Consider the following 13804-nt stretch of genomic DNA (forward strand, 5'->3'; position numbering starts at 1 on the left):
CTCTAAGCAAAAACCTCAGGAATTCCCGTTGTTGCAAAATGAGAGGGATTGTTGCCTAAGTTATCGTTGCTGGGTAGGTTGTCAAAAAAGGTGAGCGTACTTTTGTCTTTTGTTCCGTAAATAGGGTTTCTGGGAACGTTGTATTCATCCTTAGCATGGAAGAGTTTTTTAGAGTTGCTGGTTTCCTTCGGTGGATATTTTTTAAGAAATTGTGAATACCGTTCACGAAGAGCTTTAAGCTTTTTAGCGGTTTCTAACTGTGTTGCTATGGTCTGTCCACTAAGAACTGGGGTCTTAATTTTCTCTGAATGCCCAACAGGGTGGGTATAATCGGTCTGTGCATCGCAGAAATTAACCAAATTTGAGGATTTTTTTTCGCCACCAAAACCATAATGCCACCAGCGTTTGAAAAAACAAATAACACTAAAAAACCAAGAACTTAAGTATTTACTTAATTGTCCTTCTACCTTAGCCTCAAGTTGTATTTTTTGTAAGAGCTGTTCATACGATGCGTTTGATTTGGAGCCAGTTAATAATTCACAACATTGCTGCACAAGCTGATACTTTTTTTGCAAACCAAAGTGCTTTATCAGCTCAATTTCCATTTCTGGCGATTTCTCTTCTTTTTTACTGTACTTATATGTATAAAATTTAGCCATATGAGTTAACATCGTGCGGTCTAATAATTGCGGATGATCTGTAAAAATTTCCTCAAGGATCAAAAATAGGGAACTACTTATATCCCTTTGTGGGAATTTTGCCATGACCTGGGAAACAGCTTGGCGTTTTTTCGGATCGCTTCGCAATGGCTTGGCTGCAAAATAGTCCTTAACCAATCGTGTTAAAGCCTCAGGTTTACCAGAATAGTTCAGCAAATAAGCACTAATTGCTGGTAAAGCGGTTGTAGAGTCGCTTACATTCCAGCTTTGCTGACAGAGTTGTTTCCAATCTATTAACGCCTGATTTTGTTTGAGTAGTTGTCTTAATTGTTCATTTTCTTGATGTTTATCATCAAACCAGCTTTTGAACTGGGAAACAATACCGTCAATGGTATTTCTAATTGCTGTTGGCAAATAATCTCTTGCAGCAATCGCATCAAGGTAGGAACGTTCAATAATTTTCCCAGCGATAGTCTCATCAAGCCGACCTTTATTATCATAAAACAATTCTACTTGACCAAAATTGGCGCAACGGAAAAGCAGCTGACTGATTAACTTATTGCCCATGTGCAGATTGGCATCGGGATTTTGGGGTTGACGTAGATGGCGGCTAACGAAACGGCTTACCTGCTGCAATTCAGGACTGGACCAGGCGAATTTTTCTGAATAACGCAATTCGGTCTCTTGAAAAATTTGCTTACGTTGTTTGGCAAGGATAAGCAGAAGCATGCGATACTGCGAGCTTCGCGACCAATCTTTTTGTTCATTCACACTTTTGATAAGTGGTATACAATGGTGTTTCCAAAAAAAACCACTCAGATTTTCCCCTAACTTAGAATCAATCTGATCAATTGTGGTGTCGTCACGGCCATTAAGAAATGAGTTCCATATGATTTTACTGCAGGCTTCAGAACCAATTAAGCTGTTAAGGATGGTATCATAAGTGGTTTCCGTGATGTTTTTCTGTATAAACGTTCGCTTTTGAAGTACCGTTAGGGCATTACTTAGTAATTCAGGCTGTGAGTGGGTATGGGCAAAATTGGCAAATAACTGCAAACCATTCTTAAACCACGGTGCAGTATGATATTTTAAAAGATAATTAGCCAAAAGCTGTTCAATACTATTGTGTGCAAAAAATGAAAACACGGCGTTTTGTCGTTTAGAATCAAAGAGTTCATCGCGCTGGACTTCATCATCTAATATCGCTTCAAAGAGTTGTGCCGCATTGTCTTTTGATTTCATTTTTTCTAACAGGCTAAAGGTATCATTCGCAGAGTGTTTTTGCACAATCACCACAAGGTTGTCTTTGTGAATTATTTTTTTAGTGTCTGTTAAGTGTGCAGAGATTTGTTCTTCAATCCAAGCATGCTTATCAGCTTCACTGTTTGCGTATAGTTGCCCAAGGGTATTTTCAGTAAAAACGTCCGTCATCAGTAATTCAAGAGCGGCAGGTGATTTGCTTAATTGCTCCGCAGGAACTTTGGCGATTAACAAGGCGCTGGTTTCCTTCTGAAATAAATTTTCCCGCTTAACTTCCCCAGAACTGGTCAAATATCCGATCAGACAACGAGTATCATCATAAAGTGGCATTCCAGCATAGGAGCCATGAACCTCCAGGAGTGAACGGGGCTCATCTTCAATAAACGTCATGGCATGATTACCCTCATTTAAAAAGCCAATTTGAGTACCTTCAGCATCATGGAGCGTAACATGTGTTTTTCGAGTTAACTCCGTTTGCTCGAAATTTTTATGGGGTAAATAATAGGAAAGCCATTTGAGTAGCGTATCTTGGGCTTTCTCCAGGTCACCTTTATTGCGAGAAACACGGCCAACAATAAAATCCGCCACCTTAAAGAGAAAATCGGAACGTAAGCTGGTTAAACTATTGTTGTAATGGGTATATAGAACATCCAAAGCAGCCTCAGCCATTTCAGGATTACTTTGTTTTTCCGCTATACACTGATCTTCCAATTGAGTAAGTAAAGCACGGATACTATCGTCAGCACGAAACTCCAGAAGGCGTTTTCTTTTTTGCAGGAAATACTCTCGACGCTTGGGATCGCTAACCGTGATCGATTTTTCAAGCCGGATCATGCTCTGCTGGTGATGTTCATGAAAGGCTAGTTTTGTTTTCAGCCAGTGATTCAGTTGGTCAAACTCATCTTGTTTTAATGTTAGTGAAATAAGGCGATAACGATCAAGTAATGCCTTAATAACCTGTGGGTTACTAGCTGCTACAAAACGAGGCGAGGTTAACAGGCGTTGTATCCATATCCCACTAAAGGTCATGTCCATGAGGTCGCTCTCATTCGCTCTGAGAATATCTTGGGCAATTGCCACCAGCGAACTTTCACCAAGGAGACTTAAATCTTGTTGGCCAAGCTGACATTTAATTTGTTCCAGCATTTGTTTGTTGGAGGTGGATTGCAATTGGCAAAAATTAGTCAAAAGCAGTCTACAAGCGTGGTCGTGAGAAGGGTCATCACTGTTTAAGCCCGCCAGACAGTGAGCAACCAAATGTTCTACCAGTGGTGATGGCATTTGCGATATAGCTTCGTTTATCGTTTCGACGTTCATTTTTTTCATTAAGTTGCTTAAAGAAAGGAGAAATGAACGGCTTTCCATCGAGGGATTAGCTTGCAGTAAATTAGAATAAGAGGAGATCAATAAGTTGAACGCTTTTGCACTAGGACTAACATGATACTCTTCAATGACGCTATCCAAAGCAGCTAGACGGGATCCAACGGGTTCACGTTCTCGTAGCAATCCTGCTTCAATAACTCTATAAGACATGGCATGAATAGCCTGTTTTTCTATGGCCTCCAGTTTATGCTGTAACCATAGAGATAGATCTTCACCGAAAGCAAGTGGATTTTGCGATTTGAGGATGTCCAAAGGAATTTGCTGCCTTTTTGCTTCCAAGACATACGTTGCAATATTTCGAATATCAAACAATTGGGGAGAAGAGCAAAAAGCTACAAATTGATTAAGGATTTCTTCCTTGGTCTCATAAAAAATGGTCAATAACTCACTAAGTTCAAACGTTGAAAGATTAAGTACTTGAAGATCTAATAAAAGAAGCGAAATGTTCTCTCTTACAATCAGTATTTCATTGGTCTGTTGATTAACTTTAACCCAATTCTGTTTGGAGGTTGTTTGTAGTAGCTCTGGCATCTTGTCAAGTAAAAGGTTTTTATGTGAAGAGCTGCCATAACGTTGCACTCGCTCGCAAAGTAGTGGGAGTAGCTGAGCGCGATCTGGATTGCCTAAAACTCCCTCTAAAATACGCTCCTCACATTGACTGATTATTTGTGTTTTTTTCGAGCATTGAGTAGCCATGGTGACCGTGAACTCTGTGGAAAATACTTGTGGATCAGGTTCGAAAAATGGCGTTACATCACTTCCATCTCGCTCGGTTGCAAATTTATTGACCACGTTTGTTGCAAATTGATTACTATCGGTGTCAATTTGTTGCAGAATGACAGTGATTTGATGACAAAGCGAATGGACATTATCCGCAGAAATTAAGTTGTCAAAATGACTATATTCTTGTGGAAATTTATTTCTTAAATCCAAAACCTCGCTGCTATTTTGCAACGCTCTTTTAACAGTATCAAAATTTAGTTCCAGTTTTTTTAAGACATCTGCAATATCTTCATTCCATACCAGACCGGTTTTTGCAAGATGAGTCTGAAATAATTTCGTAGCCAAATCATCTAGAGTGACGGCTAATTTATTCAGGAACGTTTGCAGAGGCGTGGGGTTTTCTTTATCCAAGAGAGCAAGTAACTGTCTGGTTTGTTCTTGCATAGAATCGAGATGGTGGACTAAAGGAGCGATTGCTAGCCGTCTTCTTTTATTTTCAAGGTTGTAAATCCAATTGGAAAAGCTTAAGTTGTTTTGAGTAGGGGAAGGTATTAAAACGGGTGCTAATGTGCCAAGAATCACGCGCTGCGGCTGTAGTGTATTCTGTAGGTTACCAATTATCTTCTGTACATCCGCCGGCGTTAAGGTCGTAAGAAGTTCAATGAAAGCTCGATGATTTTCATTCTGGCTTAGCCATTCAGAATTGCTAGCGAACTCCATAAGCAAGTCATGCAATAAGCCATCACCTATGATGACGGTTTTTTTTCTGTAATTTGTGCAGAGGAGTTTTGCTTTTTCTTTGAGAGAACTATTTGTGATCAGACTTTTTTTAATATGTGTTTTTACCCTGGGATGACAACTGATATTTAGCATTTGCTGAAACTCAGCTTGATTTATTGATGCGCTTTTACTGAATAGTTGCAATTCATTATCTAGCTTAGCAAATAGCCCTTTTATTTTTTCTTCATCAACAGGATCTTTTTCCAGCAATTTTTCAATGGTTAAAACAATAAGCGAGGGGTTAAGTCGTTGTTCATTACAAATCAATAAGGATTCAGCGGGTAAGGATGCGGCTAGTTCTCTGAGAATTATGGCTGGTAGAAGGAATAATGGTGAATACTTAAAGTGAATAGCAGCAATGCTTTGGAGAGGATCGTCTTGCGGGCTTAATTCTCTGATAAATTTATAATAAAGCTGATGTTCTTCAAGCGTAAATCGAGAAAAAATAGCAGATTGTACTAATCCGCGAGACAATACCAATTGCAATTTTTTTTTGCCATTGTCATCTAAATTTATAGAATAAAGCAATGAAAAAAAATGACATGGCGTCATGGAAAAAAGTAAAACGACAAGCTGCAATTGGATTGCATTTGCCTCAAGATAGGTCGCATCACCGTTTAGCTTTTGTAAGCTTTCTAGAACAAAGGTTTTGACAGCTTGAATCAGTGTTTCCTCGCCTGTTTTTGATAATAAATCGGCTATCGTAAACAGCAGAAAAATAAAACAGTCATTTTTTTGAAAACAATAATCTTCAATTTGAGTTGCCCAGGTGTTACTTTGGCTTGTCTGTTGTAATGCTTGACCTAGGTCGTGATAACTGGGCGTCGGTTTAGTTATTTTAGCAAGTGAATGAACGAGTGCTTCACCAATAATTTCAGGATTTATTTTCGAGTTGGTAAATGCTTTTAAGACCTGCAAGAAATTGCTTTTTAGTGCCTCGTCAATTGGGGTTAAGTTTCTGCTATCTGGCTCTGGCAATGCCCCCATTTCCAATAGCAGTGAGACCAATGATGCAAGGCCTTTGGACGCGGCATGGGAGAGAAGTGTTTTTTGCTCGCTGAAACGACAATGGACAATTTCAGGGTTTTGACTGAGCAACTCTTTAATCCAGCTTTCATATTGAGGGCCTTTATCCACAGCCTGATAAATATAGTGATAGATTTTTAAAGCCAGAAAGACATTCAGTGTGGGTTGATGGCCTTGTTCTTTAGCGAGATCCATCATGGTCCTGGATTGAGAATAAACGGTATGATCGATAGGGGCATCTGGGTGTTCAACAAAAAAAGTAATCACCTCCGTATTATTGTTTTGTGCTGCAAGGTGCATAGCCGAATAAAACTGTGATACGGAGACAGCAGACAGTAGAGGCTTTAGATTAGGAACTTGGTAAATTGCTTTGGCTATTGTTGTTGCTACCGCCATGTTATCTTTGCGTTGGAAGGCAAGCTCTAAAGGGGTATTATGAGAGCCGTTACTTGCCTTTTGCATTAATAAGCTTTTGATTTCTTGTTCGCTTAATTTTTGCATTAAAAAAAGTAAAATTTCGCTAACAACGTTCTCTGATTGTGATTCAAAAATGCTATGCAGCAAATTGCTGCTACTTCCAATGAAGTAGCCACCTCCAAAAACCAATCTAGATAGATAACCACTCTCAAATTTAAACAGCAATTTTAAAGCCGCGAACGCTAGCTTTTCTGGTGGTCGTGTTGAAAAAAAATCGATTAAGGCATCATGAGTCGTAGCTGGGAAAGGGGATGTTTGAAAAAGGCCAAATAAAACCTGCTTATCAAGGGTAGATAAGGTCTCAATAAGACAAAGAGAAGCTGCTTCATCCGCAAAATTTAACAGACGAATGAAATGATTAAAATCGCGCTTATAAAAATCTCCGAAAAGGCTATCTATGATGTTTTTTTCATTCGTGAACGTTTTCACTTTTTGTATGATTTGCGCTCTTGATTCTGCGGGAGCATATTTCATCACTGTTTCCATGACCCATTCGTTGGCTCTAGGATCACTGTGATGCTGACTGGATTTAGATAGGAAACTAACAATTTCCGTATCTTGACATTCAAGAAGAGCGTTCGTTAATTCGTGGCAAACTGCAGTTGGTGCATAGACATATACCGTATTTAGCAAAAGATCGAATGTCAAACCGCTAGGCAGGATGTAGGTTGCTCTCTCAAAATCTGGAAAACGTCTATCGTAGGCGTGTTGCTTGGTAAATAGTTGTGTTTGATCTTGAGCATCATCTGTAAGATGAGCAAGAAGGATATTTTTTAGACGTTCATTGCTTAAATTTTGTATTGCTTTCCTAGCTTCCTCGCTAATCTTGCTCATAATAGACATCCTTATTTATTAGGCAACTTTTTTATCCTTTGGACAGACTCTCTCATCATTTTATCTGAAACCTAAGTCTAGGCAATAAATATAACGGCGTCATTCTTCATGTCCAAAGAGCATTATACGAGCTGATGTATCCCCATGAAATTGAAACCACTACGTACCGCGCTTTATGCGCGGTATCCATTCAACGATCTTCACAAGCCCGCAGAATGGATTCCGCGGACAAAGCCGCGGAACGTAGGCACTATATAAGCATTATGTGCTTTATTTAAAAACAATAAGTTATCACAAAAATTTGTGGGGATAAGTCAGATCCCGAGGAGCATTATGAGGATGGCAACTTTCTTTCCCCTAATGCTACAGGTCAAAGGATAAGTTTAACTCTGACGAGGATTTTTCAGGACTAATGGTGGGTGGTTTTGTCCATAGAGAGGTATGTTTTTCGTTCTTGGGGCTTTGAGACACGTGTTGAAGCTCATCAGATTTCCTCGGAGAACCAAGGGTTTCGGTAAATACCTCATAGCTTTCTTTGTGAGGGATGTCAGTCGAATTGAAGTTATATTCTACCCAACAGTAGATGGCAACAGATCCTAAGCAACCGCCGAGGGTAGTTGATGCTATAAATGCTATGAGCGCTGCCGGGGGAAAAAATAAGGAAATAGTGGCTGCTATGGCTGGTGTCAGTGTCATTAATGTGCTGACGCAGGCACAGCGCACATAGGCACTTTGTTTGGTTCCTGAGTATTCGTCATCGTCTTTAGGTGGATTTTTTTGTTTGTGATACTCAGCGATACACCATACCGCATTGCTTAGGAAGAACAACCAACTTGCTGGCACAAGGGCGGCAGGAACCAAGATTCCTACGATGCAACAGGCAATAGCGGCTGCTCCTATTACTGCTGCAATGATGTGCTGATCCTTAACTTCTGCAAAACCATACCAATGGTCTTTTTGCCGCGGATAGTTAGGGTACAACTGACAAGCAAGCAACCATAGTCCATAACCAATTGAATAAAAGAATAAAGCACCAATATTCGACAGAGCCGACAACAGACTAAAAGGTGAGTATCGTAGCTGCGCGACTACAAAGCCTAAGGAAAAAAAAGCACTGCTTGCAGTGTCTAGTCTGTTAGCTTTTTGCACTGAAGAAAATATCCAAAAACAATTCACGCTATCTTAATGAAACCATAGGAAAAAAAACAAGCATGTTTTTAAAAACTTTAGGGATGCCTTGCTTGATTAGTTTTTCTTCAGGGGGTACGTTGGTCTTGGATAGACAAGATTTGATTGAGTAATTTGCTCGACAGCAGTAACTCCAGTTAAAGCCATAGCAATGCGCATTTCATCGGCAAAGATATTCAGCAAATTTTCGACACCAGCTTGCCCTGCTGCCGCCAAAGAGTAGACGGCAGATCGTCCAATCAGTACGGTTTTTGCACCAAGAGCCAGCATGCGAACCACATCAAGGCCTGAACGTATCCCAGAATCGACTAGAACAGTAAGGTCATTGCCCACAGCGTCTACTATCGCAGGTAAGGCGTTTGCTGTTGACAATACCCCATCCAGTTGGCGACCGCCATGATTGGAAACAATGATGCCATCCGCCCCAAATTGGATTGCCTCCTTTGCATCTTCGGGATCCAGGATACCTTTAACTATCATTGAACCTTTCCAGAAATTGCGAATCCATTCTAGATCTTTCCAGCTGATGGATGGATCAAAATTTTTAGTCAACCAGCCAATATAATTTTCCAACCCTATGGTTTTGTGCAAATACGCTGAGATATTCCCAAGGTGATGTGGACGTCCCATGAGTCCAACTTTGAGAGCCCAACTGGGTTTTCTAATGGCTTGAAGGATGCGTCTTCCCGTTGCGAAGGGGCCAGACATTCCTGAATGCGCATCACGATAGCGAGCGCCAGGCATTGACATATCCACTGTAAAGACAAGATTTTGCACGCCAACAGCTTGCGCTCTTTCAAGTACATTCTTCATAAAGCCGCGGTCTTTAAGCACATACAGCTGAAACCAGATAGGCTGTGAGCTTTGTGAAGACACTTCTTCTATAGAGCAAACGGATACCGTGGATAATGTGAAGGGTATACCTTTGTTAGCAGCTGCTTTGGCCATTTGCACCTCTCCGCGCTTCGCATACATGCCGGTAATACCTACTGGGGCTAATACGATAGGCATTGCTAGCTTTTGTCCAAATAATTCGGTTTCGAGGCTCAAACTGTCTATGTTTTTTAGAACACGCTGTCGTAGGGTAACTTTTTCAAGATCCGCGGTGTTAGCTTTTAACGTATGTTCAGCATAGGAGCCACCATCAATATAATCAAACAAAAAACGCGGCAGTTTGCGTTTTGCAGCTTCTCGATAATCAGAAGCAGATGAAATGATCATGAGGTAAGCTCCTTGCTTTCTTTCGAAATCCCATATTGTTCATGATTTAATACCACATACCTGACAAGATTGATAAAAGCCCACGATCGAAAAGTCATCGCTGGCTAAACGCATGAGTTCTTGTCTTTGTTCTTCCCAATCTGCCTCACTTTGGTCATGAAGAAGAGCGGTCTTTTTATAGGCATCATGACCATCGACTAACCTCTTTTTCTGTTTATATGTAATCAATAAGGGCTGTACTAGCTTTGCATCTCGAATAGTGAAACCTGATTTTTTCATCCAATAATAGAGTTTCATTCCAAACTCACCATCACGATGAGTCCCTTCTTTTTCTTCCTCAGGGAGGAGGGTTGGTGGGCGATTATATTGCCAGGCTTTTGATGGGGGATAGGCAAATCCTGCACTGACAATCCCCTCTTCAGCGATATAAATTCCCTCTTTGTTTAAGGCTTGATAAAAAAGGTTAATGGCTAGCCGTGGGCTATGCAAATGATGCAGCACAAAGCGACAATAGATGAAATCAAAATGTTCATTAAGTTGATTAAGCTCATAAATTGAAAGGACTTTAAAGCTAATATTTTTATCACTTTGCTGCTCGCAGTAACGGCGAGCACGTCCTAGTTGCTCTGGACTATTATCGATAGATAATACGTGGCCATGTTGGCCCACTTGACGTGCAAGATAGTGCGTCATTATTCCTGATCCACTGCCAACGTCCAAAACACGCATACCGGGTTGAATACCATTAACTTTAATAAATGCTTCAGTAGTGGAGTTGAAGGCGCTATCAAGGATCTCATAATCCAGTCCTTCCTCTGGGATCTCGAAATCATAGCTCTCATTATCTTGTTCAGTCATCGTTAACCTCCTTTCCACGAGATGGGATTGCTTAGCGGCATATCCCACTCTACACCTAAGTCTACAACCCTGATAAGATACACAACATTATCTTAAAAGGGGACAAGATATGAAAAGGGTTACAAGGTTAGTTCAGCGTGTTGGGTTATTTTTGCTTTCAGCAACGAACATTTTTGCCACACCCGGTATATCTTCTCTTGCCCCACAGCCCACAACATGTATTACATCGGTTTTCAGCTCAGTAGGTGACAGTCATTGGCAAAACATCACCTTAAAATTAACCAATAATTGCAATCAAGTCGTTGATTTTCAAAATGCAGTCATTACATTTAAAAACAAGATAGCATTAAACACGAGTTTTTGGGGGGATTTTGGCCCATTATCCTATCCTGATAATCAATTAAAAATAACTTCACAGCAAATCGAAGACTATTATTTAAGCACGTTAAACCTTCACTTCCCCAGTTATCCTGGAGCCAACAGCAAGTTACCCGCAGGATCAGCAATTAAGATTCAATATGGAGCAAAATCTGAAGGACACATCGGAGAGGCAAACGTTTATCTTAGTGCTCCCATCGCAGTGGGCAACATAGAGCTAACCAATGCATCAGGTAAGCCAACGAATGTTTCCCAGACATATGCACTGATTCATGTGACAGCAAATGGACAAACCATTAGTGATGTGCAGCTTCCCTGGAATGGGATGCAGACCCTTGTTGGGCTCTCCTCGGGCTCCTATAACATCTCTGCTGATCAAATTGTTGACGCTAACGGTACCGTCTATCAGGGAACTGCTACACCCAGTCAGGTAAGTGTTGTATCCGGTCAAACGGTCAAGTCAACAATCACTTACAACATGGTGCAGCAAACGGGAAAAGTAGTGATTCAATTGCAGCAACTACCCGACGAATTATTTGGCTATAGCAATAATCCTACTGTGCAGGTGACTGAGGTTGGTGCCAGTGGTTCTGCATCTGTTGCTGTAAATTGGGGCGAGTCAACAACAGTAGCCAATCTTAAAAATGGCAAAACCTATGCTTTCTCAACAGCCAACATTAACTATAACGGCTATAATTGTGAAGCGGTTTTCACGCCCGAAAGCTTAGTTGCCAGCGAAAACAGTGAGCCTACTACAAACTTGACCTACACTTGCACGCAAACTCCACAAAGCCTTGTCACGCTTAGTGTGAATGGCGCTCCTGCTAACCTATCTTCATTAAAGATTACTCTAATGCCCAATAACAACACAGCTCCAGTGATTCATACGATTGATCTTAATAACGGTAGTGGGTCTAGCAATATCTCACTAATAACCGGAGTTGTTTATAATGTTTCTTCCGACCCTGTGACAGGGTATACGATTAACTTTGACCCACAGCCTTTAGTCGCAACAGATAATGCAACCGAAATCATTACTCTAACAGAACAAACAAACAGCACTCCTGTTGGCCTTAATGGTCAGTTAAGTGTGTGTGGCACCAAACTTTGCAATGAACATGACCAACCCATTCAATTACGAGGAATGAGCTCTCATGGTATTCAATGGTATGGGTGGCAGGGTAGTAAAACCAGTAAAGTTTGTTTGACGACGGCCTCTTTAGACACCATGGTAAATTGGGGTGCTAGCGTGATGAGGATTGCCATGTATGTTCAAGAGGGAGGCTACGAAACCGACCCAGTTGCTTTCACAAAGCAGGTTAATGACTTAATTGATGAAGCGACTAAACGCGGTGTTTACGTCATCGTTGATTGGCATATTCTTAGTCCTGGCAATCCTAACCATAATCTTGAAAGGGCAAAAACATTTTTTACTGCCATCGCAAATGCGCATAAAAACAATAACAACTTGCTGTATGAGATCGCCAACGAACCGAATGGGGTCAGTTGGAGCACCATTAAGAGTTATGCTGATGCTTTGATCCCAGTCATTCGTGCGGTTGATCCTAAAACAGTTATTATTGTTGGCACCCCTGGTTGGAGTTCTTTAGGTGTCTCTGATGGCAGAACGTCACAAGATATCATTAATGCGCCGGTGAATTTTTCTAATATTATGTATGCATTTCATTTCTATGCAGCTTCACATAAAGATACTTACTATGCCGAACTGGATAGAGCCTCTGATGTCTTACCTATTTTTGTAACAGAATTTGGCACGCAAACATATTCAGGCGATGGCGCGAATGATTTTGTTATGTCCGATAGATATATGCAGTTAATGGCTACAAAAAAAATTAGTTGGTCTAACTGGAATTATTCAGATGATTTTCGCTCAGGAGCCATTTGGAAAACAGGTACTTGCCCCGGAGGAGCCTGGACAGACAGCAACTTAAAGCCTGCGGGAGTTTATATTAAGGCAAAAATTGGGGGATAGTTTTCCCCCTCACCCGCTGCGCTATGCGCGTCGACCTCTCTCAGAGGGAGAGGCATTTTCCCCTCTCCCTCTGAGAGAGGGTAGAGTGAGGGCATCAATTCTTGGACGCACTAAATATTGCTAGGCCCTGAGTACGAAACCAATTTTTGTCTTCTGTTAAGGCATATTTTTGCAATGCTGGAATATCTTGAATATTCTTGTAACCTGTGGTGACAAAGTAACGTTTGCCAATAATGTAAAACTCTTTGGTATCGCGAGAGGGGTTTATTAAGATGTGGCCTTTGGGAACAAGTTTGACGAGTTGTTCAATGAAATGCACGATCTCTGCCTCTTTCTCAATACCATTGCGAACCCCCAAAAGATAAGGTATGAAAGCAGTGTCAAATGTTTGTTTTTCCTCACTCTGGACGAGTTTATGAATTTCACCCACATAGAACTGTATATTCTTGTTCAATTCAAAATCACTTTGGACTTTAGATTGAATAGCCTTGCGCACGAGCGCTAGCATGTAGAAGAGGTAAGAGCGTCTTAATGATTGGGGATTAATCACCTTGAGTAAAGCATTCCGATATTTTCCGGAGGGTAAAGTGATCAGCGGGGGGTACCAACAGGTAAGCGCTGTGAGTAATTCACCAATTGAAGGATAAGGTCTATCGTTATCCTTGTATTCTCTATAGTTATAATATTTCTTAAATGCCTTTATCCACGCGATGGTAATTGGATCCTTGTCATAGATCGTAATCGATTTTGCTCCTGCTTCTGCGAATAAAAATCCACTATTCCCATACCCTGGAATGACTAAAATATTTTTTCCCTCAATATCTGTCCGGATGTTATATCGATTCTTTATATTTCCAAATAAAACGGATGATAAATACCTCTCTGCACCCATTGGATATATTTGGACTTCTTTGTTGTCAGATAGTCTTGTTACCCGTTTTTCTAGGATCCAATTTTTTTCTTGTTTACTGAGAGTGGTGATTGTCATTAAAGACCCTATTAATTAAGAGCTTGTTAATTAATT

At 40.7% G+C, this 13804-nt stretch carries 6 protein-coding genes; 1 reads left to right on the forward strand and 5 read right to left on the reverse strand.

Annotated elements, in window-relative coordinates:
• Nucleotides 1-2: 2 nt before the first annotated feature.
• From CKV79_RS05315 to CKV79_RS05330, 4 genes are all read right to left on the reverse strand, one after another.
• On the reverse strand, nucleotides 3-7142 hold the full coding sequence (locus CKV79_RS05315; RefSeq protein ID WP_028373904.1) for an ankyrin repeat domain-containing protein: 7140 nt from the start codon (nucleotides 7140-7142) through the stop codon (nucleotides 3-5).
• Between the two features lie 363 nt (nucleotides 7143-7505).
• On the reverse strand, nucleotides 7506-8291 hold the full coding sequence (locus tag CKV79_RS05320; RefSeq protein ID WP_035915918.1) for a hypothetical protein: 786 nt from the start codon (nucleotides 8289-8291) through the stop codon (nucleotides 7506-7508).
• A gap of 96 nt (nucleotides 8292-8387) precedes the next feature.
• Entirely contained in the window at nucleotides 8388-9551 is a 1164-nt protein-coding gene (lldD, locus tag CKV79_RS05325) for an FMN-dependent L-lactate dehydrogenase LldD (protein WP_028373905.1), read from the reverse strand.
• A 39-nt stretch (nucleotides 9552-9590) separates the two neighbouring features.
• Nucleotides 9591-10409, reverse strand: coding sequence for a class I SAM-dependent methyltransferase (locus tag CKV79_RS05330; RefSeq protein WP_051546219.1), 819 nt, complete (start codon nucleotides 10407-10409; stop codon nucleotides 9591-9593).
• A gap of 109 nt (nucleotides 10410-10518) precedes the next feature.
• Between CKV79_RS05330 and CKV79_RS05335 the strand changes: the two genes are divergently transcribed.
• Nucleotides 10519-12780: a glycoside hydrolase family 5 protein gene (locus tag CKV79_RS05335; RefSeq protein ID WP_051546220.1), complete on the forward strand. Its 2262-nt coding sequence runs from the start codon at nucleotides 10519-10521 to the stop codon at nucleotides 12778-12780.
• Between the two features lie 94 nt (nucleotides 12781-12874).
• Here CKV79_RS05335 and CKV79_RS05340 read toward each other — a convergent pair whose 3' ends face one another.
• A complete protein-coding gene (locus CKV79_RS05340; protein ID WP_028373906.1) occupies nucleotides 12875-13768 on the reverse strand; it encodes a hypothetical protein in 894 nt (297 codons plus the stop codon).
• Between the last annotated feature and the right edge of the window lie 36 nt (nucleotides 13769-13804).

The organism is Legionella lansingensis, assembly GCF_900187355.1.
GTDB classification, from domain to species: Bacteria; Pseudomonadota; Gammaproteobacteria; order Legionellales; family Legionellaceae; genus Tatlockia; species Tatlockia lansingensis.

What these genes read in the sequence shown, in the direction of transcription:
- CKV79_RS05315 (WP_028373904.1), bottom strand. Translation starts at nt 7,142, where the DNA reads ATGAGCAAGATTAGCGAGGAAGCTAGGAAAGCAATACAAAATTTAAGC.
- lldD (WP_028373905.1), bottom strand. Translation starts at nt 9,551, where the DNA reads ATGATCATTTCATCTGCTTCTGATTATCGAGAAGCTGCAAAACGCAAA.
- CKV79_RS05330 (WP_051546219.1), bottom strand. Translation starts at nt 10,409, where the DNA reads ATGACTGAACAAGATAATGAGAGCTATGATTTCGAGATCCCAGAGGAA.
- CKV79_RS05335 (WP_051546220.1), top strand. Translation starts at nt 10,519, where the DNA reads ATGAAAAGGGTTACAAGGTTAGTTCAGCGTGTTGGGTTATTTTTGCTT.
- CKV79_RS05340 (WP_028373906.1), bottom strand. Translation starts at nt 13,768, where the DNA reads ATGACAATCACCACTCTCAGTAAACAAGAAAAAAATTGGATCCTAGAA.